This window comes from Quatrionicoccus australiensis (assembly GCF_020510525.1).
Lineage (GTDB): Bacteria > Pseudomonadota > Gammaproteobacteria > Burkholderiales > Rhodocyclaceae > Azonexus > Azonexus australiensis_B.
This window is the reverse complement of record NZ_CP075188.1, coordinates 1,315,320-1,341,228: the sequence shown is the minus strand read 5'-3', so window position 1 is coordinate 1,341,228 and position 25,909 is coordinate 1,315,320. Positions and strand designations below refer to the sequence as shown.

The following is a 25,909-nucleotide window of genomic DNA, read 5'->3' as shown; positions in this document are numbered from 1 at the left end:
GAAGCAAAAGAAAGTACGCCCGCCCGCAAGGCGGAAAGCAACGGTTCAACACGCGATGCTGCCCGCTCGCAAGGCGGAAACATCACGCCAAACAACGAAATACCCAATTACGGAGGACGACACTCCAGCCACGACCCGAAACCCGATCGTGGCTGGAGAAAAACCAACCTTAAGCCGCCTCCGCCATCGGCGCCAAAAAGTCCTTGCTGATCCCATCCCCCAGCATATAGATGTGATCCATGAAGTCAGTCAGCCACTCATGCAAACCCTGCTCGAGAATATCCTCGACCCGCGCGTAATGCAGCTTGGCATGCAGCAAACCGGCCTGACGCTGGGTTTCGCCGGAATGGCTGTTGGCGATCAGATCGAGATTCTTGACCACGCCGTTCATGCAGAAATGCAGCGAACGCGGCATGTCGTCGCGCAGGATCAACAACTCGGCAACCCGTTCCGGTGTGATGGCATCGCGGTAAACCTTGCGATAAACCTCGAAGGCCGATACCGAACGCAGCAAGGCGCCCCACTGATAGAAGTCGGTCGCACCCTCGTCACCGTGCGGGCGCAGGACGTGATATTTGACGTCGAGAATGCGTGCCGTGTTGTCCGCCCGCTCAAGCAGCGTGCCGAGGCGAATGAAGTGATACGCCTTGTCCTGCAACAGCGTGCCCAGCGTCGTGCCACGCGACAGCGAGGAGCGCATCTTGACCCACTCGAAGAACTCGCTGATCCCGGCGTTCAAAAGTTGCTCGAAGCTTTTTTCACGCGCTTCCAGCCAGGTCGAATTGAGGGTTTCCCACATTTCCGTGGTGATCGTGCCACGCACGGCGTGGGCATTCTCACGCGCCATGCGCAGGCAGCTGTGAATGGAGGCGAAGTTGTCGGCATCGCTGACCATGAAACGCAGGACGTTCTCGGCAGTGATTTCCGAATATTTCTTGGCATAGGCCGCCTCAAGGCTGTTCAGGGCGATGATGGCGTTCCAGTTCTGGTTGGCGGCATCAAGCGATTGCGGCACCAGGGACATCTGCCAGGTAACGTCGAGCAGACGGGCGAGGTTTTCGGCCCGCTCGATGTAGCGGGACATCCAGAACAAATGATCGGCGGTACGGCTCAACATGTTGTTTCTCCTTGAACGGCAGGCCGCAAACCTCCGGCTTTGGCTGCGCCAAAGCCACCCGGTTTTAGCTCCGGCGTAACATTCGCTTCGCTCATGTGAGCCTGCGCTGAAGCCCGGCAAGCCAGGCCTTCGGCCCGCTCGATATAGCGGGACATCCAGAAAAGGTGATCGGCAGTACGACTCAGCATGACTTAATCCTCCAGAACCCAGGTGTCTTTGGTACCGCCGCCCTGCGACGAATTGACGACCAGCGAGCCCTTGGTCAGGGCAACACGGGTCAGGCCGCCTGGCACCATGTTGACGCACTTGCCCGAAGACAGCACGAAGGGGCGCAGATCAAGGTGACGCGGCGCGATGCCTTCCTCGACAAAAGTCGGGCAGTTGGACAAGGCGAGCGTCGGCTGGGCGATATAGCCCTCCGGCTTGGCAATCAGCAGTTGCCGGAAATGCTCGATCTGCTCCTTCGTCGAAGCCGGTCCGACCAGCATGCCGTAACCACCGGCCCCATGCACTTCCTTGACCACCAGCTCCGGCAGATGGTCAAGAACGTATTTCAGATCGTCCGGCTTGCGGCACATGTAGGTCGGCACGTTGTTGAGCTTCGGCTCTTCGCCGAGGTAGAAACGGATCATGTCCGGCACGTACGGGTAGATCGACTTGTCGTCGGCAACACCGGTACCGATTGCATTGGCCAGGGTCACGTTGCCGGCCTGGTAGGCCTTGAGGATGCCAGGCACGCCCAGCGTCGATTCGGCGCGGAAAACCTTGGGATCCATGTAGTCGTCGTCGATCCGACGATAGATCACATCGACGCGCTGCGGCCCCTGCGTCGTCTGCATGTAGACCACTTCGTCCTTGACGAAGAGATCACGCCCTTCGACCAGTTCGACACCCATCTGCTGGGCGAGGAAGGTATGTTCGAAATAGGCGCTGTTATAGGCGCCCGGCGTCATCACAACCACGGTCGGATTGCTGACGCCCTGCGGCGCGACGGCGCGCAGTTTTTCCAGCAGCATGTCCGGGTAGTGCTGCACCGGCGCCACCTTGTGTTTGGCAAACAACTCGGGGAAGAGGCGCATCATCATCTTGCGGTCTTCGAGCATGTAGGAAACACCGGACGGTACGCGCAGATTGTCTTCCAGCACGTAGAACTCGCCCGCTCCGGCACGCACGATATCGACGCCGGCGATATGGGCGTAGACGCCACCCGGCACATCGACACCCTGCATGATCGGGCGATACTGGGCATTGTTGAGAATCTGCTCGGCCGGAATCTTGCCAGCCTTGAGAATTTCCTGATCGTGGTAGATGTCGTGCAGGAACATGTTCAGCGCCGTGACACGCTGACGCAGGCCAGCCTGCAGCGCTAGCCACTCAGCCGAGGGAATGATGCGCGGAATGATGTCGAAGGGAATCAGACGCTCCTTGCCTGCCTCTTCGCCATACACCGCGAAGGTGATGCCAACCCGATGGAAAGCCAGGTCCGCTTCAGCCCGCTTGCGCGCGATGCGCTCCGCCGGTGTCGCCTTGAGCCATTGATCGTAACCCTGGTAGTGAGCACGGACGCCGTCGTTGGCGTCCATCATTTCGTTATAGAAGTTCATATTGGACTCGTCGCTGAGGATGCTCTCGAAAGTAATTCAGCAGATTCCATGCCACTGTCCAAAACATCACGAAATCAGTGAATTAGAAATCAACAGAACAGGGCCGCGCCCTACGGTGGTGCATCTGTATTTCAAAGTGGTGCAAATAAAAAACCCGCCGGATTGCTCCGGCGGGTTTTCTGTACAACGGAAAGACCGAAGCGATCAGGCGCGTTCGAAGATGACGGCAATACCTTGACCACCACCGATACACATCGTGACCAGCGCATACTTGCCGCCGACACGTTCCAGTTCATACAGGGCCTTGGTCGCGATGAAAGCACCAGAGCAGCCGACCGGGTGGCCGAGAGCGATGGCACCGCCATTCGGATTGGTCTTGACCGGATCGAGACCGAGCAGCTTGGAAACAGACAGAGCCTGGGCAGCAAACGCTTCGTTGGACTCGATGACATCCATCTGATCCAGCGTCAGGCCGGCCTTCTTCAGGGCCAGCTTGGTGGCCGGAACCGGACCTTCGCCCATGACATCATTCGGCACACCGGCAACGGCATAACCGGCGATACGGGCACGTGCCTTGTGACCATTCTTGGCGGCGACGTCAGCAGCAGCCAGCACGAAGAAGGCTGCGCCGTCGTTGATGCCGGAGGCGTTACCAGCGGTGACCGTGCCGTCCTTCTTGAAAGCCGGCTTCATCTTGGCCAGCGATTCCAGCGTGGTACCGGCCTTGACGTATTCGTCGGTATCGAACACCACTTCGCCCTTGCGGGTCTGCTTGACGATGGGCACGATTTGCGACTTGAAATGGCCGGCTTCAATCGCTGCAGCGGCACGACGCTGCGATTCGACAGCGAAGGCATCCTGCTCTTCACGGGTAATGCCATGCTTGGCAGCCAGGTTCTCGGCCGTGATACCCATGTGGCCAACGCCGAACGGATCGGTCAGGACGGCAACCATGGAATCGATGGCCTTGGTATCACCCATGCGGGCGCCCGAACGCAATGCCGGCAGCAGGTAGGCAGCCTTGGACATGACTTCGACACCGCCACCGATACCGTAGTCGGCATCACCCAGCATCAGGTTCTGGGCAGTGGTCACAATGCCCTGCAGGCCGGAGGCACACAGGCGGGAAACCTGCATGGCGACGGAATCCATCGACAGGCCGGCTTGAATCGAAGCAACGCGGGAAACATAAGCGTAGCGGGAATCGGTCGGCATCGTGGTGCCGACGGTAACGTAGTTGATTGCCTGCGGATCGACACCGGAGCGGGCAATCGCTTCCTTCATGACGATGCCGGCCAGTTCGGTGCTTTCGAAATCAGCAAGGGAACCACCAAAGGCGCCAATCGGCGAACGGACTGCGCTAAGAACGACGACTTCTCTGCTCATAAACATCTCCTTGTAAGAATCATTCAGCCTGCCAGACTGGCAAGCCCCAACAAAAACAGCAACACAATCCACATGACCGTGGCCCGCCAGACGAGCCCCACGGCACTCTGCATGAAATCGACATCCGCCGGATCACCGGTTCCCAGCGCGGCACGATCCGTCACCAGGCCATCATCGAGCACCGGCATCCCGAGTTGAACCCCCAGGGCCCCGGCGCCACTGGCCAGCACGATCCCCTGATCACGCTCCGGCCATTGGTCCGCCTGCGTCCGCCAGCAATAAACCGCATCTTCAAAATCACCGACGATGGCGAAGACGGCAGCCGTAGCACGCAATGGCAGCCAGTCGATAATACCGAAAACCTGGCGGGAAAACGCGAAGAACACATTATGCTCAGTCACATTACGGTTGTGCCATCGCTCGGCAATCACTGCCGACATCCGGTAAAGAACAGCACCACACGGCCCCGGCAACAAGACAAACCAGAGCAACACGGCAAATACGTGGCGGTGCGAAGCAAGCAGCGCCTGCTCTATCGACAGCCGGGCAATATCTTCCGACCCCAGGTCACTGACCGAACGCCCCAGCCATTCACCAAGCAGCGCACGGGCCTGGGTCAAATCCCCCTGGCGCAATGCCAGCTGGATTTCGGTGTAATGATGGCTGAACTGACGAAAACCCATGGTCAGATACAGCACGACAACATTGAATGCCCAGGCCAACAGGGGATTCAACGAATAAAGCAGGCCGTAAAGCACGGCCACCATACCAACCGGCAGCAACACGGCGAGACACCAGGCGATGACGCCATGACGATACTCGCCCGCATTGAAGCGGGACTCGATGAAATCCGCCCAGGCCGAAAGAGGGGCAACCACCACGCGGCGGTAAGAGAGGGGTTGTAGCTGCTCGATGAGAAAAACAGCAATCAGCGAGAAAAGACTCATGGGGCAGAGATTTCGCCGTAATCGGCTTGTTTTCTTATGCTAAAGCACCACCATACCACAAGCTCAGGCGGGATGCAGACCAAGACGGGCAGTCAGCGAACGAATCATGCCAGCCGTCGCCCCCCAGATAAAATAGTCGCCATAAGGCATGGCGAAAAAATGCCGCATGGCACCCCGATAATGCAGCGAATGTTCCTTGTGATTCAGCGGATTCAGCAGGAAATCCAGCGGCACCTCGAAAGCCTCAGCGACTTCGAAAGGATCAACGCTCAATTCAAAGGGCGGTTGCACCAATCCGACCACAGGCGTCACCCTGAAACCGGTGCCGGTTCGGTACTCCGGCAGAAAGCCGAGAATCTCGATGTGCTGACGCGCCAGCCCGATCTCCTCTTCCGTTTCTCGCAAGGCGGTATCAACCGGTGTCAGATCCTCATTCTCGACCCGGCCACCGGGAAAACTGATCTGGCCACCATGGTCGCGCAAATGGGCTGTACGCTGGGTGAGCAGAACGGTAGGCCCGGTTTCACGCAGCACGATCGGGAAAAGCACGGCCGCCGCGGTCAGCGACAAACCCTCCCCCCCCTCTTCCTGAACGAAGTCACTGGCGGCAGGAACCGCCAGCAGGCAATTTCTGATGCTTTGCAGATCGGGATTCATGCTGCCGAAACATTGTCCTCGATTTCGGCATGAACGGCATTCAGCGCATCCTGCAAAGTTTCTTCCGAAAGGCAATTGATCGACGTGGCAACCACATCGGCCGCTTCAATCGCGCCCACCGGCAAACGTTTGCTGTCCAGACAGGCGATCAGTGCCGCCGCCGCACCAACAATCCGCAATATCGACTGGCGCTCGCTCATCAGCATTTCCAGCTCATGGCGCAACATGCTTATTTCCTGGTCACGGTCCGGCATGATCTCTCTCCTAGAATCGTTTTTTAAGTGTCATGGTACTGCCGTCGCGCTGCATTTCCATCCGGTTGAGGAAACTCATGCCCAGCAGCGCAATCGGCATTTCATTCTGGTGAATCACTGCATCGACGCCATGCAGGGTGATATCACCCAGGCGAACAGTATCGAGTTGCAGCTTGCTGACCACGGTCTGGCCGTTGGCCGTATGCGAGATCATTTTCTCGCCACGATTAAAATCCAAACCAATCCGCTTGGCATCGGTTGCGCCCAGGGAAATCATCGTCGCTCCAGTATCCACCACAAAGCGCACCGAAGTTCCGTTAATTGTCCCTGTCGTATAAAAATGTCCCTGACCATCGGCCGTCATGATGATCTTGCCCGAACCATCGCCATTCGAGACGCCAATCGCATGCTGCCCGACGCGCAGCGGCCGTTTTTTGCCCCCGACTTCGACCACGACCTGATCACCCTGAACGGAGAGCAGTTTGACGCCATCCAGGCTTTGCCCGATCGCCACGGCCTGCGGCTCGCCACCATTGACCATGAGCATGGCCTTGCTTCCCATGATGCCAGCCAAGCCAACCTCCTGCGCCGCGGCAAGCACGGGAAACAGGCCTGCAGTCAGCAAGGCCAGCGTAAAATGAAGCATCATTTTCCCTGACGACTTTATTGCCATGCTACCTGTTGCCATCTTTCGCCACTCCCCGACTGAAGGTCCCGGTTATTTTGCCATATTCCTTGAGCAGCAAGGGATTCCATGGAAACTGATCGCCCTTGACGAAGGCGAAGCCGTACCGACCACGGTCGACGCCTTTTCCGGCCTCTGTTTCATGGGCGGGCCGATGAGCGTCAATGACCCCCTGCCCTGGATAGAGCCTGTCTGCGCGCTGATTCGCCAGGCCGCGGCCAGCAACATTCCGGTCATCGGCCATTGCCTCGGTGGCCAGCTGTTGAGCAAGGCGCTGGGCGGCCAGGTCACCCGCAACCCGGTCAAGGAAATCGGCTGGAGCGAAGGCTGTGGCGAGGACAATGCAATCGCCCGACAATGGCTCGGTCCCTTTGCCGGCAAGGCGGGCACCATCTTCCAGTGGCACGGCGAGACCTTCAGCCTGCCGGAGGAGGCCAGCCGCCTGCTGAGCAACGCGCACTGCGCCAACCAGATGTTCGTCAAGGGGCCGCACCTCGGCATGCAATGCCATGTCGAAATGACTCCCGAAATGATCGCCACCTGGTGCGAACAGTGGGCCGACGAGGCGATCACAGCCGCCGACCAGCCCAGCGTCCAGTTGCCGGAAGTCATGCAGCAGGAAATCGCCGCCCGCCTGCCGAAAATGCGCCTCCTGTCGGAACAGCTTTATTCGACCTGGATCAAGGGGCTGCAGCGCTGAACCGGAGTATCCGGCTAATAGAAAACGGGCATCCACGATGCCCGTTTTTGCCTTTTTCAGCCGGTCGACCGACAGGAATGTCTAGTCGCGGAAATTGCCGTACTTGATCGGGAAATCGGTAATCGATTTGGTGATCAACGCGATGCAGCCCTGCAGATCGTCACGCTTGGCGCCCTGGACACGCACCGTATCGCCCTGGATCGAGGCCTGGACCTTGAGCTTGCCATCCTTGACCAGCTTGACGATTTTTTTGGCGAGTTCGCTGTCGATCCCGTCCTTGATCTTCATTTCCTGCTTGACCTTGTTGCCGGAAACGCTGACCACCTTCTGGTGATCGAGGCGCTTGACGCTTTCCTTTTCCTTCTTTTCCATGGCCGGGAAAAGCAGGTCCTTGATCTGGTCAAGCTGGAAGTCGGAGTCGCCCCACAGGGTGATGACCTTGTCCTTCTCGTTCAGTTCGACCTTGGCCGAAGTGCCCTTGAAGTCATAGCGATTGTCGATCTGGCGCGAAGTGACGTCGATGGCATTCTTCAGGCCGACCATGTCGGCTTCGGAGGTGAAGTCAAAGCTCGGCATGGCTATTACCCGAAATGGCAGACGTAGTGATACGGCTCGTCACAGGCAATTTCGAAGCTGGAATTGCCCGGCACGTTGAAGGACTGGCCATCACCATAGGTCGTCCATTCGCTTTCGCCCTTGAGCTTGACGCGGCACGAGCCGCCAACGCCTTCCATGATTTCCGGCGCGCCGGTATTGAAGGTCAGGCTGGATGGCAGGATCACGCCAACTGTCTTCTTGGTGCCGTCTTCGAGCACGACGGTATGGCTGACGCACTTGCCGTCAAAATAAACATTGGCCTTCTTGACCACGGAAACCTTGTCGTATTGCGACATTTAAATACCCCAGATTTTCTGAATGACTGATTTGGCGACAAAACCGACCATGCCGAAAGCCAGCACAAAGAAGAGCACGAAGGTGCCCGTCTTGCCGGCTTTCGACTTCCAGGCAATCTCGCCGATGATGAAGAGCATGAAAATAATGAAAGCCGCGACACCCCAGGTCGAGAAAAAGTCTGCGATCTGTTCTTCGTTGAAACCGAATACGGTGCCGCTTTCCATGTCTTAAGCCTTCTTCTTGGCGGCCGGCTTCTTGGCGGCTGCTGCCTTCTTCGGTGCAGCCGCCTTGGCCGGTGCGGCCTTGGCTGCCGAGGCTGCCTTCTTGGCCGCCGGCTTGCCCGCCTTCTTCGCTGCCAGATTGGCGGCGATGCGCATGCGCAGGGCGTTCAGCTTGATGAAACCGCCAGCATCGCGCTGATCGTAAGCACCGGCATCGTCCTCGAAGGTGGCGATGGTCGAATCGAACAGCGAATCGGTCTGCGAATCGCGACCGACGACGATGACGTTGCCCTTGTACAATTTCAGGCGAACCGTGCCGTTGACCGTCTGTTGCGTATGGTCGATCAGCACCTGCAGCGCCTTGCGCTCCGGGCTCCACCAGTAGCCGTTGTACACCAGGCTGGCGTAACGCGGCATCAGGTCGTCCTTGAGGTGGGCGACTTCGCGATCCAGCGTGACCGACTCGATGGCACGGTGTGCGCGCAGCAGGATGGTGCCGCCCGGGGTTTCGTAACAGCCGCGCGACTTCATGCCGACGTAGCGGTTTTCGACCAGGTCGAGACGGCCGATGCCGTGCTTGCCGCCAAGCTCGTTCAGCGTGGCAAGCAGCTCGTGCGCCTTCATCTTCTTGCCGTTGATTGCCACCAGATCACCGGCAACGAATTCGAGGTCGAGATACTCGGCCTTGTTCGGCGCCTTTTCCGGCGACACGGTCCAGCGCCACATCGATTCTTCGGCTTCAGCGGCCGGATCTTCCAGGTGACGACCTTCGTAGGAGATATGCAGCAGGTTGGCGTCCATCGAATACGGCGAGCCACCCTTCTTGTGCTTCATGTCGATTTCGATGCCATGCTTCTCGGCATAGGCCATCAGCTTTTCGCGCGACATCAGGTCCCACTCGCGCCACGGTGCGATGACCTTGATGCCCGGCTTCAGCGCATAGGCGCCGAGCTCGAAACGCACCTGGTCGTTACCCTTGCCGGTGGCGCCGTGACAGATGGCGTCGGCACCGGTTTCATTGACGATATCGACCAGGCGCTTGGCGATCAGCGGCCGGGCAATCGAGGTACCGAGCAGGTATTCGCCTTCATAGACGGTATTGGCGCGGAACATCGGGAAGACGAAATCGCGGACGAATTCTTCGCGCACGTCGTCGATGTAGATGTTCTTTGGCTTGATGCCCGCCTTCAGCGCCTTGGCGCGTGCCGGTTCCAGCTCTTCACCCTGACCGAGGTCAGCCGTGAAGGTGACGACTTCGCACTTGTACACATCCTGCAACCACTTGAGGATGACCGAGGTATCCAGACCGCCTGAATAGGCCAGCACTACTTTCTTGATGTCGCTCATTTCAGTTCCTTGTTTCAATTCAACTCAGCCGTTGATACGGCCCAACATTAAATATTCCATCAACGCCTTCTGGACGTGCAGACGATTCTCCGCCTCATCCCAGACCACCGATTGCGGTCCGTCGATGACTTCTGCCGTCACTTCCTCACCTCGGTGCGCCGGCAGGCAGTGCATGAATACCGCCCCTTCATTGGCGACACGCATCATGTCACCATCGACACACCAGTCGGCAAAGGCCTTGATCCGTTCTTCGTTTTCTGCCTCGAAGCCCATCGAGGTCCACACATCCGTGGTTACCAGATCGGCACCGCGGCAGGCATCCATTGGGTCGGCAAAGACCTTGAAATGCGACTCGTCGATCACGCCAACCAACTCGGGATTGATCTCGTACCCCGGCGGCGTTGATACATGTACCTTGAAATCCAGCACTTCTGCTGCCTGCAGCCAGGTATTGCACATATTGTTGGCATCGCCGACCCAGGCAACCGTCTTGCCCTGAATGCAGCCGCGATGCTCGATGTAGGTATAGATGTCGGCAAGGATCTGGCACGGGTGGTATTCGTTGGTCAGCCCATTGATCACCGGCACGCGCGAATTGGCGGCAAAACGCTCGATGATGTCCTGCTCGAAAGTGCGGATCATGACGATATCGCTCATCCGCGAAATCACTTGCGCCGCATCCTCGACCGGCTCGCCGCGCCCCAGCTGGGAGTCACGCGTGTTCAGGTAGATCGCCGAACCGCCGAGTTGCTGCATGCCCGCCTCAAAGGAGAGACGGGTGCGCGTGCTGGCCTTTTCGAAAATCATCACCAGCGTGCGGTCGCTGAGCGGCCAGTACTTCTGGTAGGACTTGAACTGGTTCTTGATCCAGCGCGTACGGTCGAAGACGTACTCCAGCTCGTCGCGGGTGAAATCCTTGAATTGCAGAAAATGTTTGATCGCCATGGTTCAGGCCGCCAGAAATTCCTTGATAAGGGGAGCGCTACGGTCGACCAGCTCCCGAGCATCATTTTCGCTGAAAACCAGTGGCGGCAGGAAGCGCACCACCTTGTCAGCCGTCACATTGATCAGCAAGCCGGCCGCCAGCGCCTTGCCGACCAGTTCGCCGCACGGACGATCGAGTTCGATACCGATCATCAGACCATGACCACGGATCTCGACCAGGCCTTTGACACCAGCCAACGCATCGGCCATCAGCGAACGAATCAAGGCACCGATGCGTTCGGCACTGGCCATCAAGCCATCCTGTTCGATGGTCTGAATCGTCGTCAGCGCTGCCGTCGATACCAGCGGATTACCGCCAAAAGTCGAACCGTGGTTACCCGGCCCGAACAACCCGGCCGCCTTGCCACCCGCCATGCAGGCGCCAATCGGCACGCCCGAGCCAAGGCCCTTGGCCAGGGTGGCGATATCAGGCTGGATGCCGGCGTGCTGATAACCGAACCATTTGCCGGTGCGTGCCATGCCGCATTGCACCTCGTCGCAGATCAGCAACCAGCCTTGCTCGTCGCACAACTGGCACAGGCCACGCTGATACTCGAGCGAAGCCAGATGGATGCCGCCTTCGCCCTGGATCACTTCCAGCATGACAGCGACGATGTTCTTGTTGTGTTCGGCAACCGCCCGGATTGCGTCCAGATCATCGTGGGGAACGCGGACAAAGCCGGCGACCAGCGGCTCGAAGCCTGCCTGCGCCTTGCGATTGCCGGTCGCCGAAAGAGTGGCCAGGGTCCGGCCATGGAAAGCCTTTTCCATGACGATGATGGTCGGCGACTCGATACCCTTCTTGTGACCATAAAAACGAGCCAGCTTGATCGCCGCCTCATTGGCCTCGGCACCGGAGTTGCCGAAAAAAACTTCCTGCATGCCGGAAAGCTCGCACAGCTTGTCGGCAAGCTCTTCCTGCTCGCGAATCCGGTACAGGTTGGAGGTGTGCAACATCCGGCCAGCCTGGGCTGAAATCGCAGCCACCAGTTTGGGATGAGCATGCCCCAGCGTAGAAACTGCAATACCGGACAGCGCGTCGAGGTACTCTTTGCCTTCGGTATCTGTAATCCGGCATCCCTGACCATGACTGAAAGTCACCGGCAACCGGGCATAGGTATTCATGACATGCGACATGAGCACAACCCCAAAAAACGAAAACGGCGGCCAGCGCCGCCGAAACGACCACAACACTTTACGGATCGCAATAACCGGAAAGAGTTGCAGAAAACCAGATGTTAAGTGAAAAATAGAGCCTTGTATAGAACGGCAAAACCATGCGCATCGCTATATTCAACCAGAAAGGCGGGGTCGGCAAAACGACAACCGCACTCAATCTCGGCGCTGCGCTGCATCGTGCCGGCACGCCTCCACTCTTGATCGACCTTGATCCGCAAGGACATCTGTCAAGCATCCATGGCACGCTGCCCACCGAAGCCAGCCGCAGCCTGTTTGCCTTCTACCAGGACAGCCGCAGCCTCGCCGAACTGGAAGTCGAGTGGGAAAATATCGGCCAACTGATTCCTGCGCACCAGCAATTGATCAAGGTCGACTCGATTTTCGGCAAGGGGCCGGCCATTCTCAACAAATTGCGCAGCGGCCTCGACCTGCTCGAAAGCGAAAAGCCACAGCGTACAACCATCATCGACTGCTGCCCTTATATCGGTGTACTTGCCTTGAATGCCATTTTTGCCTGCGACCGCCTGCTCATTCCGATCTCGACCGATTACCTGTCGCTCCAGGCCGCCGAGCACATCACACGCACCTTGCAAGTCCTTGAGCCCGTCCTCAAAAGAAGAGTGGAACGCCGCTACCTGCTCACCCGCTTCGACCGCCGCCGCCGCATGAGCGACGACGTCCGCAACAAACTGCGCGAACGTTATGGCAACGAAGTCTGCGACACCGTCATTTCAGAAAATGTCGCCGTAGCGGAAAGTCCGTCGGTTAACCGCGACGTCTTCCGCCACAACGCGTCGAGCGCGGGCGCCCATGATTACAAGTCACTGCTCGACGAATTGCAGCGCAAAGGCGACATCTAAAAACAGCCTAGCCGGCCACAATCATATCGACCACATCCTCGTAGCTGCAGGCCGCATTGCGCGCCCCCAAGGCCATCGGTTGGCCGCGCGCCTCAAGAATTTCGCAGTCGTTGTACATCTGGCACAGCTTGCGTCTCGCTTCCACTTCGTCCCGACCGTAGATCGACAAATTTTCAACGACGACACCGCTACGGGTTCGAATGCGAAACAGATATTTCAGAACGGTATGGGGCACCATAAAACCCTCTGCATATCAATGAAGTAGCTTCAGTATATGCAGACGATTCTACAAAAACAACGCATCCCTTTCTGTTAAAACAAGTTTTCTAGCAATAGTGGCAAAGGCGCCACAGCTACAACGCTTCTGCTAGAATGCCTCCACCAAAGGTCGCAACGCCCGATAAAAGCAGAGTAGAACAATGACAACATCAGAATCGACCACCTTCATCATTGTTGGCCTTACCAAACAAGGAAAGAAATTTCGCCCCAGCGACTGGGCCGAACGCCTCTGTGGCGTCATGTCGGCCTTCGGCGCCGAACGCAAGATGAAGTACTCCCCCTATGTCGGCCCTGGTGACTACAACGGGGAAAAAGCAGTTTTCGTTGACGGCCGCCTCGGAGAAGTCGAACCAATGGCCTATCGTTTCATGCTCAATTTCGCTCAGGACAACGACCTTCAGATCATTGACGGCGTCTGTTCACTCGAAGAAAAAAAATAACCCTCACCGGCAAGACAACAGACAATAAAAAAGGCACCCGAAGATGCCTTTTTTATTGTCATCCAGCCGGATCAGGCAGCAGCAATAGCCTTGATCTGGGCAGACAGGCGGCTCTTGGTACGAGAAGCCTTGTTCTTGTGGATGATTTTCTTGTCAGCAATACGGTCGAGAACCGCAACGGATTGCTGGAAGACGCCCTGAGCTGCGGCTTTATCACCAGCTTCGATCGCCTGGCGCACGCGCTTGATCGCGGTACGCAGGGTCGAACGCAGGCTGGCGTTATGGGAGCGCTGCTTGTCAGCTTGACGGGCGCGCTTGCGGGCTTGTGCGCTATTGGCCATGAAGATTCCAGATACGGTGAAAAAACAAAAGAAAATTATACTAGTAAAAGTCTTTTGCGACAAGGCGAAACAACAATTTTCACCTAATACTTCCAGTTACCGCTATTTACCGACCCTCCTCGAGCACCGGTCTGGTTCAGCGTCAAGGTTCCGTCCGAACTCTGCGGACCACTCGTAACTGGGTTTGCGGTAATAGCGAACGTGGTAGCTGTGCAAACCGTTCCCGATGCAACATCGTAATACTGGGTTGCCCCCGAGTAAGCAACACCACAGGCCGTCCCCGCCGCATTCAGATAGGTTCCATTGGTGGTGAACCAGCGTTCCAGCGACTGCGCATAGGAAACCACCTCACGCTGCGCATCGGCACGCCGCGACTTGACCATCTGATTGTTGTAAGAGGGGAAAGCAATACTGACCAGAATTGCGATGATGGCGACAGTGATCATCAACTCGATGAGAGTAAAACCTGCTGATCGCCCGAAGCTGACAAAACGATGCTCGGAATAACGATTATTCATACCGTTCCTTTATTAAACAGGACATACCAATGCCACGGTCTGCAGTATCACAACCGTACGCGAATCCAGCCCAAGCCCCTTGCCCATGACACTATACGGCTTGCAACTTGCCATACCACTAAGAGAACCAGCATAAGAAGGATAGCCGGGCTTGGCAGAGTCAGGCAGAAGCTTAACGAAATACTTCGCAGATGTTTTTTGTGAAGTTGGTTTACTGATACTCACAGCAGCACTCTCATCCCAAGCCACCGCAGAAAAGGCAGTCGTCACGGCTGACGAGGTCACAGCACCAGCCGATGAAACTGCACAACCCGAAGCACACATTTCCCCATTGGTGACAAGGATTGCCTCTCCCTGTCTAAGTGCCTGCTCTGCAGCTTGCTGCGCCAGGTTACGATCCAAATAGCTCCCCGACATCTTTTCGCTCAGGGTCGTATTGCGCACGGAACTGACGACAAGAATGCTCATCACCGCCAGAATGATCATCGCTACGATAAGCGCAAAACCACCTTCGCACATCGATATTTTTTTCATGGAAGACCTCAGCGATTCCTTACCTGGACCGTTGTTCGGAAGGTCCGATACAGCTTGTGATCGGTCTGTGAATTGGCAATATCGACATTCGAACAATCCTTGTAGGCCGCATTTTTATTTACCGAGACATCGGTATCCTCTGTACGCAAAACCAGACAAAAACGAAGTGCAACAATCTTGTCCATGCTGGCCAGAGCAGTTGCGGCCACGGGATAGGCATCCGCCACACAATCCCTTTCCTTGTACACCGTGGATGCAATATCTGCGCCACATCCATACTCAGCGGGAGTCGTATTGGGCCCGGAGTCAACGCCATACTCGACAAGAAAATCCATCAACTCGGTGCCACTACCGGCGGGCGCAATCCAGTCGACGGCCCCACATGTCAGCTTTTTGTCGGTGGAGTTTTCACTTATCGTCAGCGACTGAGCGCCTGTAACCGCAGCACCGCTACAGCCGACTGTATTAACGTTATCACCAGTAAATTTAACCGTAAATTGCGACGAAGTGACTGGCGTAATATAGCCAGCGGTAATCGCCGTCGCAGGATTGTCACGAAAACCGGCCTGCAAGGTCAGGCGCTGCAGCATCGAAATGGCAAAACGCCCATCTTCAGACAAACGCGACTGCATACCCTGTATGCGGTAAGTCTGCCGGGTACCGACATAAAGTGAAATGGCCGCAAGCATGGCAACCAGAGCGATCACCAGCGCCACCATCAGTTCAACGAGGGTAAAGCCTCGACTCGCATTGCGTCTGCGCATCATTCGATCACCGCCGTATAAGTCGTATTTGCAGCAGCAGATGAAGTCCGGTCATCCAGCCAGGTGATGGTCAGCACATACTTGAGAAAACCATTGCCGGCATCAGCAGAAACCAGTGTGTAAGTCGCATTTTTAAGCTGGGCCCGCAAAGCTGTATTCCAGGCCGTCATCTCGGCCTGCACCAGATAAGCATTACGCCCACCAATCTGCGTAGCACAAGTTGGAGCAGTATCCGGTGCCGAAGTATTCTGCGGACAACTCGCAAAATTAGGCGGCAAGGGGAAATTCGTGGGAATACCCGTATCGCCTTTGGCCAAATAGGTCGACCGGTTGGCACGAACACGATCGGCCAGATCCGATGCGAGATCGGCCGCGATACTGCGGTAATAAGCACTCTGATTCATTGTCACCGAACGCGCCTGCAAGGCTCCAAGACCAAGCAGGCCCGCAGCCAGAATGGCTACGGCGACCATGACCTCAATCAGCGACATCCCCTGCTGCTTCATGACTTGACCTTCCTTTTCAATACTACGAGCAAAGCGTCGAATTGATTTTCTTGGAAACATGACCTGAAACACCAATATCAATTTGCTGCTGCTTTCTGCCGCTGGCGCACAGGGTAAAACTGGCCGCCGCCGACGTGCTACCAAAGGTACCGACGAAAACCACGGAGGTTGCCGCAGTCGTTATCGCCGCATCCCCCTTGGCCGCAACCCGCTGAATGATTGCAGTACCATCCCAAACACCAAAACCATTTGTCCAGTCACTGGCCGAAGCGGAACACGCCGTTCCGGTATCAGCATTGGTCATCGGACAAACCGTGATGTTCTTTCTTTGCTTTACAGCCTCAAGACGGGCGCTGTTTAGCGTACTGATCAACATGTCCGTCTGCGTCGACAGGCGGGCGTCGCGAAAAAGATTGGTCATGCCCGGCACTGCAACCAGCGTCAGGACAATCGCGATCACCAGCACCACCATCACTTCGATCAGAGAAAAACCTGCGCCCTCAAACCGACGATAACCGACAAAAAGAGGCATCACTTGATCTCCCGCCATATCGTGGTTTGTACTTTGTAGGCATCAGTCGGAGGAGGCGGTCCTTTCTTATCGAATACTGTTGGCCCCCCAACCACACCGCCAACAATTCGCCCACCATAGCGACCGTCCGCTGTTGGCGCACCCATGGCATCACCCTTGCTGACACCGGCTGCCGCATTCCCTCCATAGACCGACATCACATTAGCATCCCTGAGGGCAATAACATTGCCGGAACTACCCAACCCGCTATTGCTTGTCGAATCGATGGTGACAATCTTGCTCTGATCGGCAACATAGGTCAGCTCAGTCGGAATCCCGTCAGTCGCAAATCCGTTGACATAGGCACTACCCGTCGCGAAAGCCACTTTATCGGCGGTCGTCGAACTGCCGTCTGCGTAGACATCAACAAAAGAGTACTGTTTTTTTGTACTACTAACAGTCACGCCACCAGTCATAGGATCCAGCCCGATCACCCAGCCCTTACCACCAGGAATGCATTTTTCAGCCGACGACGGAATACCCGTACCAAAAAGCAACATGTACTCAAGCAACAGAGGAGAACTCACTAGGCGCTCCGATGAAGTCGGAAAATCCATATACCAACCCTTCCAAGCTTCTGAAGCCGAGGTCAGATCAATCGTCACATTGCTGGCCAGATCCAACACCTTGCGATAGGTACCAGCAGAATATCCCGTCCCGCTCACAGCGTGCTCATCAGTATCAAACTGGCGCTGCAACAAACTGGTTTTACTGACCGTCGTTGGCGTAGTCGCCATTTCATCGAGAACAGCATAAAAGCTCTGCGTCGTTGTCGAATTGCGGTCAATATCGGTTTGCAGCTTGCCAGTACCGAACATCACCAGATTCCCCCTGGCTACCCCTGCCGCCGTATTGATGGCCTTGACCACGGGGCGCAAGGTAATTGGCTGACCGGTTCCGGCATCGAAAACCGGGTTACTCCCCACCGAGAAAGAAGCCGGATCAGAGGCCGTCAGGTCAAATCGCCACAGCTTGCCGCTAAGATCCCCGGCATAAACATAATCAAGCACACCATCTTGGCCGAAGTCGACGCCGGCGGGCGAGGACAATCCGCCAATCCCATCCGAGCGCCCGGGAACGGAAATTTTCTTGATCAATTTACCGGTGTCAGCATTGACGATAAACAGTGCCGAGGTATTACAGGCTTTCGTGACACCACTGACAACCCGGGTACAAACAGCGGTGTTCTCGGCCTTGCGTTTGCCACCAACGGCCGTGTCGTCATAGTCGTTTTCGTAGCCATTGACCAAAATGACCGCAGGCACGACTGTCGATGCCGATGTCCGGACGTTATAAATCAGCGGGGCGCCGAAGGTATAACCCATTTCGTTGTCATGCTGATCGTTCCACTCCCACTTGACTGCAGAAGCAGCAGATGTCGTCAATTGTGAAGATGACGTTGCGTCAAGCGCATAAAATCCTTGCCCGCCTTGGGAAACACCGCCTACAAGAATAGTTTTCCAGGCACCACTCAACTTGAGATCAGCCTGGCGCACCTCACCATTGACATGATAGGTGTGCGGTGTGCCACCCGAAACGCCATAGTCCGTCTTGCTCAAATCATCAAGATGGGGATAAATCGACGAAGGAACATAACCCATCAATTCGGTCATATTCGAGATGCCAAACGCGTGCATCATGCCATCGTTGGCTCCGATAAAAACCATGCTGCGGCTGGCATTCGTGGTTTTAAATGCATCGTAGGTCGTATCTGAAGTAACCCCGGATGGCACCGCAACGACAATGGGCTGAGCATCGATGATATCGCCCAGCAAATAGGTGCGCGTCCGCATGCCGCTCACCGTACCACCACGCAGGAAGGTAATCATGCTCTGGCGGTCAGTATCTGTGGAGCCAAGCGTATTTTTCTGGTCGGTGGTCATTGAGGCCAAAGAACCTGTTGTAAAGGCGAACGCCCCGGTACCCGTCGTCGCCGTTCCTGAATCGATTTGACCTGCGGCAGCCGACCATTTCGATGAATAAATTGTCCGACTGGCCGCAGCAGGAATCTGCGCCTTGGCATTGGGCGTGCAAGCACCACTGACGATATTGCCAGCCCCATCATAAGTAACGCTGTCATAGTCATAACAACGCAACTCACCATACCAGCCATCAGGATTGAAGACCGGCTGAAATAGTTTGTTCCCGGATATCTTGACCGGATTGGTTGTCGCCAGACCACCAGCATTCGATGTGGAGGCCTTGATCGCATTCACTGCGTCAGCCAGCGACGCCGACAAGGTCGCTTCATCAGTCGCCGTGTAATATTTGCCTCCACCGACCAGAGCAGCAGAAGGAAGCACGGGATTGGTCACCGAAAAACCGACGGTGTAGGTGTACATATTCTGCTTGGCAAACTTCGGATCATCAAAGCTCTTGAGGTCGGCATCAGTCCCCCCCACCCGCAGGTCGGCCACATTGCCATACATCGCGACGTCGCGGATAGCGCTGGAGCGATTATCTGCATCGCCAAAACTGCGGTCCGTCGTGGTTCCATCGTACTTGGAGGGACAGGTCACCGAATAGCCATCAGCAGCCGTTGCATTCGAAGCGGTACAGACCGAGAAACTCTTGCTTACAGCACCTCCACTTGAATTGCGTGCCGTATAGTCAAGCGCACTTTTACCGCTACCCGGCAAATTATCATCATCTGTCGCCTCGCCATCGGTAATCACAATGGTAAAGTTTTTCTGGCAACGGTACTGAATCGGACTGGTATAGGCTGTATTGCCGTTGACTCCGCTGTAGAGGGAGGTCTTTCCTTCGTAGTAGCGAGTGATTTCGAGCAAGCCCTCAGCCAGCGGCGTACTGGTTCGCCCGTAAATCCCGTTCAGGGCGGTAAACAGTGCTGTCTTGTTCGCCGCGACGCTCATGTCGTTTACCGCATAGCGTAAGCGGCTCGCCTCACCACGCTCGGTACCACCAATGCTGCCCTGACTGTCGTGGAACGTAAACAGGCCGAACCGCAAGGCCGTATTGTTATTGATCAGGTTTCTGGCCACCCGCTTGGCGATATTCATCTTGGTATTCGGGGAATACGCCTCGTCGTCAATTCGTGTGCGGTAATTATTAGTATTATTGTTAACGCAAGCACTCCAATTGTTGTAGGAATTGCAGAGATTGGTCAGCATCCAGGCGTTGTTGCTGTCCTGCAGCATGCTGCCCGAGGTATCAAGAAAAAGTACGATATTCGGCGTCACCGATGTCGATAGCGTCGGCGGCAGCGAAGGGAAAGGCTCGGCCGCGAAAGCAGGCATGCCGGCTACCGGAAAAGCCAGGCAGAGCGCCAGACGAATGGAATTGAGTCGGAAGCGATAGTTCATGACTAACCTCTGCTTTTCCGGCTTCCCGAGCAATATCCACGGGAAAGCCACAAGACAAACGGGACATGCGGCCGGCAATTTTCACACGAGCACGGCACCACACAAACCTTGAAGACGCCTGCAATGTAATTCAGATATTTGTCACCGTGCCTGCGCTCACGACAAGCGGAACAAAGCAGGGGGTCAGCGGTATGCCGACAGACTCACGACTCAGCGATCAGCCAGTTCCTTCGGCAGCGCGAACGAGACGCCCTCCTCCACGCCAGCCAGTTGTGCCACAGAGGCACCGGACAGCGCGCGGATACGGTCAACCACGCGGCTGACCAGGATTTCGGGGGCCGAGGCGCCGGCGGTGATGCCGACGTTATTCTTGCCGGCCAGCCAGGCTGCGTCGATTTCGTCGGGACCATCGACCAGGTAGCCGTCAATCCCGCGCGCTACCGCAACTTCCTTGAGACGGCGCGAGTTGGAGCTGTTCGGGCTGCCGACGACGATCACCAGGTCGCACTGTTCAGCCAGCGCCTTGACGGCGTCCTGGCGGTTTTGCGTGGCGTAGCAGATGTCGTCCTTCTTCGGCCCCTGGATTTCCGGGAATCGCGTGCGCAGGGCAGAAATGACCACCGACGCATCGTCGACCGACAGCGTGGTCTGGGTGACGAAAGACAACTGTTCGGGATGCTTCACATCCAGGCTGGCGACTTCCTCGGCCGTTTCAACCAGATACATGCCTTCCGGGCTTTGTCCCATGGTGCCTTCGACTTCCGGGTGGCCCTTGTGGCCGATCATCACCACTTCGCGCGTCTGGTTGCGCATCTTGCCGACTTCGACATGCACCTTGGTGACCAGCGGACAGGTCGCGTCGAACACCTTGAGGCCGCGCTCTTCGGCTTCGGCACGGACCGCCTTCGAGACGCCGTGGGCGCTGAAGATGACAGTGCTGCCGGCCGGCACTTCGGCCAATTCCTCGATGAATACCGCCCCCTTGGCACGCAGGTCGTCGCAGACGAACTTGTTGTGCACGACTTCGTGGCGCACGTAGATCGGCGCACCGAACTTTTCCAGCGCGCGCTCGACGATGGCGATGGCGCGTTCGACGCCGGCACAGAAGCCGCGGGGGTTGGCGAGGAGAACTTGCATTTACATGATTCCGATGATTTTCACCTCGAAGCGGATCGTCTTTCCGGCCATCGGGTGGTTGAAGTCGAACAGGGCGTGCGTCGCATCCAGCTCGCGCAGGAAGCCGGCAAAGGTACCGCCGTTGGGCGCGGTGAATTCGACGACGGAATTCTCCTTCAGTTCCATCTCGGCCGGCAGACCGCTGCGCGCGATGCGCTCGACCAGGCGTTCGTTGTGCATGCCGAAAGCCTGCGCCGGCTCCAGTTCGAAAACAAAGTTTTCCTGGGCGGGCAAACCGATCAGGACATTTTCGAGGTTTTCGGCGAGTTGACCGCTGCCCATCTGCAAGGTGGCCGGGCTCATGTCGAAGGTAGACAGAAACTCCTCGCCGTCGAGCGTGGTGATGCGGTAATGCAGGGTCAGATAGCTGTCGGAACGGACGGTGCTGCTCATTTTGTATCCTTGTCGTGGCCGCCGGCGGTCAACTGCGCCAGGACCAGCAAAATGGCGCCGAGCGTGATGGCCGAATCGGCGACGTTGAAGGCTGGCCAGTAGTAACCGGCGACATGCCATTGAATGAAATCGACGACCGCGCCGAAACGCACGCGGTCAATGACGTTACCGAGCGCCCCGCCCATGACCAGCGCGAGCGCCAGCGACAGCGTCTTCTGTTCGGGATGGCGGCGCAACTCAAGCGCGATCCAGCCCGACACGCCGAGCGCCAGCACGGTGAACAGCCAGCGCTGCCAGCCCGGCTGATCGGCCAGGAAACTGAAGGCGGCACCGGGGTTATAGGCCAGAACCCAGTTCCAGAACGGCGCGACATAGATCGTCTGGCCGAACTCGATATTGCCCAGCACCAGCCACTTGCTGAGCTGGTCGAGCGCTATGACCAGCCCGGCCAGGGCGTACCAGTGAGCCGCCTTGTCAGGCACAGTGACGCGCCTCGCCGGCACCGTGCAGGTTGCTGACACAGCGTCCGCACAAGCCAGGATGCGCCGGGTCGGCGCCGACATCTTCGCGGACGTGCCAGCAGCGTTCGCACTTGGCGTGCGCCAGCGGCGAGGCGATCACCTGCTCGGCTTCACCCTGCGCCAGCACGGTCGACGAGCAAATCAGCACGAATTTCAGATCATCGCCAAGCGAAGCCAGAGCCTCGTATTTCTCGCCAGCACAGCGGATTTCGACCGCGGCCTGCAGCGCCGAGCCGATCTTGCCGGCTTCGCGCTGTTCTTCCAGCGCCTTGGTGACATCGGCACGGACAGCGCGCACGATGGCCCACTTGGCGAGCAGTTCGCCTTCGTTGGCCAGCGCCGGCAGGTCGTGCCAAAGCTGGAACATCACCGAGTCATCAGCCTTGCCAGTCAGCACCGACCAGACTTCTTCGGCGGTGAAGGAAGCGATCGGCGCCAGCAGGCGGGTGAAGGCCTGCGTGATGTGCCACAGCGCGGATTGTGCCGAGCGGCGCGCCTGCGACTTCGGTGCCGTCGTGTACAGACGGTCCTTGAGGATATCGAGGTAGAAGCCACCAAGATCTTCCGAACAGAAGGTCTGCAGCGCCTGGACGACGCGGTGGAACTCGTACTTGTCGTAATCGGCGCGGCAGCCTGCCTGCAGTTCGCGGGTCAGGGCCAGCGCGTAGCGGTCGATTTCCAGCCAGTCTTCAACCGGCAGCATGTCGGCTGCAGCATCAAAGTCGGAAACATTGGCGAGCAGGAAGCGCAAGGTGTTACGGATGCGACGATAGCCTTCGACGACGCGCTTGAGGATTTCGTCGGAAATGGTCAGCTCGCCCGAGTAATCGGTCGACGCCGTCCACAGGCGCAAAATCTCGGCACCCATCTTGTCGGAAACCTGCTGCGGCGCGATGACGTTTCCCTTGGACTTCGACATCTTGTGGCCCTTGCCGTCAACGACGAAGCCGTGCGTCAGCAGCGCCTTGTACGGCGCCTGGCCGTCGATGGCGGAACCGGAGAGCAGCGAGGACTGGAACCAGCCGCGATGCTGGTCGGAGCCTTCGAGGTAAAGATCGGCGACATAGGCCAGATCGGCCGCATGCGTGCCACGCAGGACATGCCAGTGTGTCGTCCCGGAATCGAACCAGACGTCCAGCGTGTCCTTCATCTTGACGTACTGCTCGGCCTCGGCGCCGAGCAGTTCGGCGGCATCCAGGCTGAACCAGGCTTCGATACCGGCCTTCTCGACGCGCTGGGCAACCAGCTCGACCAGTTCGGCCGTGCGCGGATGCGGCTGGCCGGTTTCCTTGTGCAGGAAGAAGGGAATCGGCACGCCCCAGTTGCGCTGGCGCGAGACGCACCAGTCCGGGCGGGTCTTCATCATGCCTTCCAGGCGGGCGCGGCCCCAGGCCGGGAAGAACTGGGTTTCATCGACGGCGCGCTCGGCGATCCAGCGCAGGGTCGGCGCATTCTCGTCCTGCTTGCGGTCCATGCCGATGAACCATTGCGTCGTGGCGCGGAAGATGATCGGCGTCTTGTGGCGCCAGCAGTGCGGATAGCTGTGGCGGATTTTCTCTTCGTGCAGCAGTCGACCGCTGGCGGCCAGTTCGGCGAGCACCAGCGGATTGGCTTCCCAGACCGTCTTGCCGGCCAGCTCACCGGTCGACAGCGCCGGAACGGTCGAAATGAAGCGGCCATCGTTGCCGACTGGGTTGTTCACTGGCAAACCGTACTGGCGGCCGACGTTGTAGTCGTCCACGCCGTGCGCCGGCGCGGTGTGCACCAGGCCGGTACCGGCCTCGGTGGTGACGTGCTTGCCGCAGATGATGGCAACGTCGCGCGCCTGGAACGGGTGCTTGAGCAGGATCTGGTCGAGCTTGTCGCCGGTCGTCGAGGCGATCACCGTGCCTTCGAGTTCGTAGCGCTTGAGCGCCGATTCGGCCAGTTCGTGCACCAGGATCAGGGCGCCCTTCGCCGTTTCGACAAGGTCGTAGGTCAGCTCCGGATGCACGCTGACCGCTTCGTTGGCCGGCAGGGTCCATGGCGTCGTCGTCCAGATCACGGCGAAGGCCGGGCCGCGCAGATGCGTCAGGCCGAAAGCCGCCGCCAGCTTGGCGGCGTGGTTTTCATGCACTTCGAAAGCGACGTCGATGGCCGGCGAGGTCTTGTCCTCGTGCTCGACCTCGGCTTCGGCCAACGCCGAACCGCAATCGAGACACCAGTTCACCGGCTTCAGGCCCTGGTACAGGTAGCCGCGTTCGAGAATCTTGCCGAGGGCGCGGATTTCACCGGCTTCAGCGGCGAAATTCATGGTCAGGTAAGGATTGTCCCAATCGCCGAGCACGCCGAGACGGATGAAATCCTTCTTCTGGCGCTCGACCTGTTCGGCGGCATAGGCACGCGACAGTTCGCGCACCTTGTCGGCCGGGATGGCCTTGCCGTGCAGCTTTTCGATCTGGTGCTCGATCGGCAGGCCGTGACAGTCCCAGCCCGGCACGTAGGGCGCATCGAAACCGGACAGCGTCTTCGAGCGGACGATAATGTCCTTCAAAATCTTGTTCACCGCGTGGCCGATGTGGATGTCACCGTTGGCGTAGGGCGGACCATCGTGCAGCACGAAGCGCGGCCGGCCGGCGCAGATTTCGCGGATGCGCTGGTAGAGCTTCTTTTCCTGCCACAGGGCGACCCATTGCGGTTCGCGCTTGGGCAGGTCGCCACGCATCGGGAAAGCCGTATCCGGCAGGTTCAGGGTGTCTTTGTAATCAGCCATTTTGCGTGCTCACAGCTTGAAGAAGGCCCGGGCGGCCGCGGCATCTGCCGCGATCTGCGCCTTGAGGGCATCAAAATTGGGAAAGCGTTGCTCGTTGCGCAGCTTGTGCACGAAACGAACGGAAAGGTGGGTGCCGTAGATGTCGCGGTCGAAATCGAATAGATGCACTTCGAGCAGCGGCCGCGTGCCGCCCAGGGTCGGCCGAATGCCGAGATTGGCGACGCCGGGCAGCCGCTGTTCGCCGAGACCGGCGACTTCAACGGCAAACACGCCGGTCATCGGCAGCGGATTGTGGCGGATGCGGATATTGGCCGTGGCAAAACCGAGCTGGCGCCCGATCTTGTCGCCATGCCGGACGCTGCCGTCTATCATGTAGGGGCGCCCGAGCAGGGCTGCCGCATGGTTCATGTCGCCGGCCGCCAGGGCACGACGGACGCCGGAACTGGAGACTCTTTCGCCGTCGACCGTGACGCTCTGCATGGCTTCGACGGTAAAACCTTGCTGCTTGCCGGCCGCCTGGAGCAAGGCGAAGTCGCCGCTGCGCCCGCGCCCGAAACGGAAGTCGTCGCCGATGATCAGATGCTTGATGCGCAGGCCGCGCACCAGCACCTGTTCGATGAATTCCTCGGCGGACAAGGCAGCAAAGGCCGCATTGAACGGGCAGATCATTGCCTGGCTGGCGCCGCAATCGGCAAGCAGCTCAAGTTTTTCGCGCAGGGTGGTGAGACGGGCCGGGGCGGACTCAGGCGCGAAGAACTCGCGCGGATGCGGCTCGAAAGTCAGCACCGTCGGCGCCAGTTGCAGGCGTGCCGCGGCCGCCGCCAGTTGCTTGAGCAGCGCGGCATGGCCGAGATGCACGCCGTCGAAATTGCCGATGGCGAGCACAACGGGAGAGGGAACTGGACGCGAGTGACCGCGAAAGACGCGCATGGGCTTGGGAGCGAAAAAAAACGTTG

At 57.9% G+C, this 25,909-nt stretch carries 30 protein-coding genes; 3 read left to right on the top strand and 27 right to left on the bottom strand.

What is annotated here, in order from left to right; translation table 11 throughout:
- Positions 1-169: 169 nt before the first annotated feature.
- From KI612_RS06500 to KI612_RS06465, 8 genes are all read right to left on the bottom strand, one after another.
- A complete protein-coding gene (locus tag KI612_RS06500; RefSeq protein WP_226443005.1) occupies positions 170-1,117 on the bottom strand; it encodes an alpha-E domain-containing protein in 948 nt (315 codons plus the stop codon).
- On the bottom strand, positions 1,111-1,305 hold the full coding sequence (locus KI612_RS06495; protein WP_226443004.1) for an alpha-E domain-containing protein: 195 nt from the start codon (positions 1,303-1,305) through the stop codon (positions 1,111-1,113). The genes KI612_RS06500 and KI612_RS06495 overlap by 7 nt, the downstream gene beginning before the upstream one ends.
- Before the next feature lie 3 nt (positions 1,306-1,308).
- The gene (locus tag KI612_RS06490; RefSeq protein ID WP_226443003.1) at positions 1,309-2,721 is read right to left on the bottom strand and encodes a circularly permuted type 2 ATP-grasp protein; all 1,413 of its coding nucleotides are present in this window, start codon (positions 2,719-2,721) and stop codon (positions 1,309-1,311) included.
- A 204-nt stretch (positions 2,722-2,925) separates the two neighbouring features.
- A complete protein-coding gene (locus KI612_RS06485) occupies positions 2,926-4,107 on the bottom strand; it encodes an acetyl-CoA C-acyltransferase family protein (protein ID WP_226443002.1) in 1,182 nt (393 codons plus the stop codon).
- A gap of 23 nt (positions 4,108-4,130) precedes the next feature.
- Positions 4,131-5,054: a CobD/CbiB family protein gene (locus KI612_RS06480; protein WP_226443001.1), complete on the bottom strand. Its 924-nt coding sequence runs from the start codon at positions 5,052-5,054 to the stop codon at positions 4,131-4,133.
- A gap of 63 nt (positions 5,055-5,117) precedes the next feature.
- On the bottom strand, positions 5,118-5,711 hold the full coding sequence (locus tag KI612_RS06475; protein WP_226443000.1) for a CoA pyrophosphatase: 594 nt from the start codon (positions 5,709-5,711) through the stop codon (positions 5,118-5,120).
- The gene (locus KI612_RS06470; protein WP_226442999.1) at positions 5,708-5,965 is read right to left on the bottom strand and encodes a hypothetical protein; all 258 of its coding nucleotides are present in this window, start codon (positions 5,963-5,965) and stop codon (positions 5,708-5,710) included. Before KI612_RS06470 ends, KI612_RS06475 begins: the two co-directional genes overlap by 4 nt.
- 10 nt (positions 5,966-5,975) lie before the next feature.
- The gene (locus KI612_RS06465) at positions 5,976-6,653 is read right to left on the bottom strand and encodes a retropepsin-like aspartic protease family protein (protein ID WP_226442998.1); all 678 of its coding nucleotides are present in this window, start codon (positions 6,651-6,653) and stop codon (positions 5,976-5,978) included.
- Between KI612_RS06465 and KI612_RS06460 the strand changes: the two genes are divergently transcribed.
- A complete protein-coding gene (locus tag KI612_RS06460) occupies positions 6,637-7,350 on the top strand; it encodes a type 1 glutamine amidotransferase (RefSeq protein ID WP_226442997.1) in 714 nt (237 codons plus the stop codon). The two genes, KI612_RS06465 and KI612_RS06460, sit on opposite strands and share 17 nt — an antisense overlap.
- An 81-nt stretch (positions 7,351-7,431) precedes the next feature.
- Here KI612_RS06460 and KI612_RS06455 read toward each other — a convergent pair whose 3' ends face one another.
- From KI612_RS06455 to KI612_RS06430, 6 genes are read right to left on the bottom strand one after another with little or no spacing between them, the layout of a single operon-like run.
- Positions 7,432-7,926: a YajQ family cyclic di-GMP-binding protein gene (locus KI612_RS06455; RefSeq protein WP_226442996.1), complete on the bottom strand. Its 495-nt coding sequence runs from the start codon at positions 7,924-7,926 to the stop codon at positions 7,432-7,434.
- 5 nt (positions 7,927-7,931) lie between these two features.
- Positions 7,932-8,243: a pyrimidine/purine nucleoside phosphorylase gene (ppnP, locus tag KI612_RS06450; protein ID WP_226442995.1), complete on the bottom strand. Its 312-nt coding sequence runs from the start codon at positions 8,241-8,243 to the stop codon at positions 7,932-7,934.
- Positions 8,244-8,468 (bottom strand): DUF2788 domain-containing protein, encoded by a 225-nt coding sequence (locus tag KI612_RS06445; RefSeq protein ID WP_226442994.1) that lies wholly within the window; start codon positions 8,466-8,468, stop codon positions 8,244-8,246. It lies immediately after the preceding gene.
- Positions 8,469-8,471: 3 nt separating this feature from the next.
- Positions 8,472-9,812 carry an argininosuccinate synthase gene (locus tag KI612_RS06440; RefSeq protein ID WP_226442993.1) on the bottom strand — a complete coding sequence of 447 codons (1,341 nt, stop codon included), beginning with the start codon at positions 9,810-9,812 and terminating at the stop codon, positions 8,472-8,474.
- Between the two features lie 24 nt (positions 9,813-9,836).
- Complete coding sequence (argF, locus tag KI612_RS06435) at positions 9,837-10,757, bottom strand: ornithine carbamoyltransferase (RefSeq protein ID WP_226442992.1); 921 nt, start codon at positions 10,755-10,757, stop codon at positions 9,837-9,839.
- Between the two features lie 3 nt (positions 10,758-10,760).
- Complete coding sequence (locus tag KI612_RS06430) at positions 10,761-11,933, bottom strand: aspartate aminotransferase family protein (RefSeq protein WP_226442991.1); 1,173 nt, start codon at positions 11,931-11,933, stop codon at positions 10,761-10,763.
- Positions 11,934-12,073: 140 nt separating this feature from the next.
- Here KI612_RS06430 and KI612_RS06425 point away from each other — a divergent pair, with 140 nt between their 5' ends.
- Positions 12,074-12,835: a ParA family protein gene (locus tag KI612_RS06425; RefSeq protein WP_226442990.1), complete on the top strand. Its 762-nt coding sequence runs from the start codon at positions 12,074-12,076 to the stop codon at positions 12,833-12,835.
- 7 nt (positions 12,836-12,842) lie between these two features.
- Here KI612_RS06425 and KI612_RS06420 read toward each other — a convergent pair whose 3' ends face one another.
- Positions 12,843-13,073, bottom strand: a complete 231-nt coding sequence (locus KI612_RS06420; RefSeq protein ID WP_226442989.1) for a hypothetical protein — start codon at positions 13,071-13,073, stop codon at positions 12,843-12,845.
- 181 nt (positions 13,074-13,254) lie between these two features.
- On the opposite strand from KI612_RS06420, the gene KI612_RS06415 reads away from it, so the two are divergent.
- Positions 13,255-13,554 (top strand): DUF3579 domain-containing protein, encoded by a 300-nt coding sequence (locus KI612_RS06415; protein WP_226442988.1) that lies wholly within the window; start codon positions 13,255-13,257, stop codon positions 13,552-13,554.
- Positions 13,555-13,625: 71 nt separating this feature from the next.
- On the opposite strand, the gene rpsT is transcribed toward KI612_RS06415, so the two are convergent.
- The 12 genes from rpsT to KI612_RS06350 form a co-directional block, all read right to left on the bottom strand.
- On the bottom strand, positions 13,626-13,895 hold the full coding sequence (gene rpsT / locus KI612_RS06410; protein WP_226442987.1) for a 30S ribosomal protein S20: 270 nt from the start codon (positions 13,893-13,895) through the stop codon (positions 13,626-13,628).
- An 83-nt stretch (positions 13,896-13,978) separates the two neighbouring features.
- Entirely contained in the window at positions 13,979-14,413 is a 435-nt protein-coding gene (locus tag KI612_RS06405) for a type IV pilin protein (RefSeq protein WP_319002992.1), read from the bottom strand.
- 12 nt (positions 14,414-14,425) lie between these two features.
- Positions 14,426-14,947: a pilus assembly PilX family protein gene (locus KI612_RS06395; protein ID WP_226442986.1), complete on the bottom strand. Its 522-nt coding sequence runs from the start codon at positions 14,945-14,947 to the stop codon at positions 14,426-14,428.
- An 8-nt stretch (positions 14,948-14,955) separates the two neighbouring features.
- On the bottom strand, positions 14,956-15,714 hold the full coding sequence (locus KI612_RS06390) for a PilW family protein (RefSeq protein ID WP_226442985.1): 759 nt from the start codon (positions 15,712-15,714) through the stop codon (positions 14,956-14,958).
- Positions 15,711-16,217: a type IV pilus modification protein PilV gene (gene pilV / locus KI612_RS06385; protein WP_226442984.1), complete on the bottom strand. Its 507-nt coding sequence runs from the start codon at positions 16,215-16,217 to the stop codon at positions 15,711-15,713. Before pilV ends, KI612_RS06390 begins: the two co-directional genes overlap by 4 nt.
- A 22-nt stretch (positions 16,218-16,239) precedes the next feature.
- Positions 16,240-16,749 carry a GspH/FimT family pseudopilin gene (locus KI612_RS06380; protein WP_226442983.1) on the bottom strand — a complete coding sequence of 170 codons (510 nt, stop codon included), beginning with the start codon at positions 16,747-16,749 and terminating at the stop codon, positions 16,240-16,242.
- Entirely contained in the window at positions 16,749-20,111 is a 3,363-nt protein-coding gene (locus KI612_RS06375) for a pilus assembly protein (RefSeq protein ID WP_226442982.1), read from the bottom strand. The genes KI612_RS06380 and KI612_RS06375 overlap by 1 nt, the downstream gene beginning before the upstream one ends.
- Positions 20,112-20,321: 210 nt before the next feature.
- On the bottom strand, positions 20,322-21,248 hold the full coding sequence (gene ispH, locus KI612_RS06370) for a 4-hydroxy-3-methylbut-2-enyl diphosphate reductase (protein WP_226442981.1): 927 nt from the start codon (positions 21,246-21,248) through the stop codon (positions 20,322-20,324).
- Positions 21,249-21,680: an FKBP-type peptidyl-prolyl cis-trans isomerase gene (locus KI612_RS06365; RefSeq protein WP_226442980.1), complete on the bottom strand. Its 432-nt coding sequence runs from the start codon at positions 21,678-21,680 to the stop codon at positions 21,249-21,251. It lies immediately after the preceding gene.
- Positions 21,677-22,162, bottom strand: coding sequence for a signal peptidase II (gene lspA / locus KI612_RS06360; RefSeq protein ID WP_226442979.1), 486 nt, complete (start codon positions 22,160-22,162; stop codon positions 21,677-21,679). Before lspA ends, KI612_RS06365 begins: the two co-directional genes overlap by 4 nt.
- The gene (gene ileS / locus KI612_RS06355; RefSeq protein ID WP_226442978.1) at positions 22,155-24,953 is read right to left on the bottom strand and encodes an isoleucine--tRNA ligase; all 2,799 of its coding nucleotides are present in this window, start codon (positions 24,951-24,953) and stop codon (positions 22,155-22,157) included. The genes lspA and ileS overlap by 8 nt, the downstream gene beginning before the upstream one ends.
- Positions 24,954-24,962: 9 nt before the next feature.
- Positions 24,963-25,883, bottom strand: a complete 921-nt coding sequence (locus KI612_RS06350) for a bifunctional riboflavin kinase/FAD synthetase (RefSeq protein WP_226442977.1) — start codon at positions 25,881-25,883, stop codon at positions 24,963-24,965.
- Between the last annotated feature and the right edge of the window lie 26 nt (positions 25,884-25,909).

Excerpts from the sequence above, each read along its gene's own strand:
- KI612_RS06390 (WP_226442985.1), bottom strand. The coding sequence starts at position 15,714 with ATGATGCGCAGACGCAATGCGAGTCGAGGCTTTACCCTCGTTGAACTG.
- KI612_RS06405 (WP_319002992.1), bottom strand. The coding sequence starts at position 14,413 with ATGAATAATCGTTATTCCGAGCATCGTTTTGTCAGCTTCGGGCGATCA.
- KI612_RS06395 (WP_226442986.1), bottom strand. The coding sequence starts at position 14,947 with ATGAAAAAAATATCGATGTGCGAAGGTGGTTTTGCGCTTATCGTAGCG.
- pilV (WP_226442984.1), bottom strand. The coding sequence starts at position 16,217 with ATGAAGCAGCAGGGGATGTCGCTGATTGAGGTCATGGTCGCCGTAGCC.
- KI612_RS06495 (WP_226443004.1), bottom strand. The coding sequence starts at position 1,305 with ATGCTGAGTCGTACTGCCGATCACCTTTTCTGGATGTCCCGCTATATC.
- KI612_RS06480 (WP_226443001.1), bottom strand. The coding sequence starts at position 5,054 with ATGAGTCTTTTCTCGCTGATTGCTGTTTTTCTCATCGAGCAGCTACAA.
- KI612_RS06415 (WP_226442988.1), top strand. The coding sequence starts at position 13,255 with ATGACAACATCAGAATCGACCACCTTCATCATTGTTGGCCTTACCAAA.
- KI612_RS06460 (WP_226442997.1), top strand. The coding sequence starts at position 6,637 with ATGCTACCTGTTGCCATCTTTCGCCACTCCCCGACTGAAGGTCCCGGT.
- KI612_RS06485 (WP_226443002.1), bottom strand. The coding sequence starts at position 4,107 with ATGAGCAGAGAAGTCGTCGTTCTTAGCGCAGTCCGTTCGCCGATTGGC.
- KI612_RS06375 (WP_226442982.1), bottom strand. The coding sequence starts at position 20,111 with ATGAACTATCGCTTCCGACTCAATTCCATTCGTCTGGCGCTCTGCCTG.
- ileS (WP_226442978.1), bottom strand. The coding sequence starts at position 24,953 with ATGGCTGATTACAAAGACACCCTGAACCTGCCGGATACGGCTTTCCCG.
- KI612_RS06470 (WP_226442999.1), bottom strand. The coding sequence starts at position 5,965 with ATGCCGGACCGTGACCAGGAAATAAGCATGTTGCGCCATGAGCTGGAA.
- KI612_RS06420 (WP_226442989.1), bottom strand. The coding sequence starts at position 13,073 with ATGGTGCCCCATACCGTTCTGAAATATCTGTTTCGCATTCGAACCCGT.
- KI612_RS06440 (WP_226442993.1), bottom strand. The coding sequence starts at position 9,812 with ATGAGCGACATCAAGAAAGTAGTGCTGGCCTATTCAGGCGGTCTGGAT.
- KI612_RS06380 (WP_226442983.1), bottom strand. The coding sequence starts at position 16,749 with ATGCCTCTTTTTGTCGGTTATCGTCGGTTTGAGGGCGCAGGTTTTTCT.
- KI612_RS06490 (WP_226443003.1), bottom strand. The coding sequence starts at position 2,721 with ATGAACTTCTATAACGAAATGATGGACGCCAACGACGGCGTCCGTGCT.
- KI612_RS06500 (WP_226443005.1), bottom strand. The coding sequence starts at position 1,117 with ATGTTGAGCCGTACCGCCGATCATTTGTTCTGGATGTCCCGCTACATC.
- KI612_RS06365 (WP_226442980.1), bottom strand. The coding sequence starts at position 21,680 with ATGAGCAGCACCGTCCGTTCCGACAGCTATCTGACCCTGCATTACCGC.
- KI612_RS06425 (WP_226442990.1), top strand. The coding sequence starts at position 12,074 with ATGCGCATCGCTATATTCAACCAGAAAGGCGGGGTCGGCAAAACGACA.
- KI612_RS06475 (WP_226443000.1), bottom strand. The coding sequence starts at position 5,711 with ATGAATCCCGATCTGCAAAGCATCAGAAATTGCCTGCTGGCGGTTCCT.
- ppnP (WP_226442995.1), bottom strand. The coding sequence starts at position 8,243 with ATGTCGCAATACGACAAGGTTTCCGTGGTCAAGAAGGCCAATGTTTAT.
- ispH (WP_226442981.1), bottom strand. The coding sequence starts at position 21,248 with ATGCAAGTTCTCCTCGCCAACCCCCGCGGCTTCTGTGCCGGCGTCGAA.
- KI612_RS06445 (WP_226442994.1), bottom strand. The coding sequence starts at position 8,468 with ATGGAAAGCGGCACCGTATTCGGTTTCAACGAAGAACAGATCGCAGAC.
- argF (WP_226442992.1), bottom strand. The coding sequence starts at position 10,757 with ATGGCGATCAAACATTTTCTGCAATTCAAGGATTTCACCCGCGACGAG.
- rpsT (WP_226442987.1), bottom strand. The coding sequence starts at position 13,895 with ATGGCCAATAGCGCACAAGCCCGCAAGCGCGCCCGTCAAGCTGACAAG.
- KI612_RS06430 (WP_226442991.1), bottom strand. The coding sequence starts at position 11,933 with ATGTCGCATGTCATGAATACCTATGCCCGGTTGCCGGTGACTTTCAGT.
- KI612_RS06465 (WP_226442998.1), bottom strand. The coding sequence starts at position 6,653 with ATGGCAACAGGTAGCATGGCAATAAAGTCGTCAGGGAAAATGATGCTT.
- KI612_RS06350 (WP_226442977.1), bottom strand. The coding sequence starts at position 25,883 with ATGCGCGTCTTTCGCGGTCACTCGCGTCCAGTTCCCTCTCCCGTTGTG.
- KI612_RS06455 (WP_226442996.1), bottom strand. The coding sequence starts at position 7,926 with ATGCCGAGCTTTGACTTCACCTCCGAAGCCGACATGGTCGGCCTGAAG.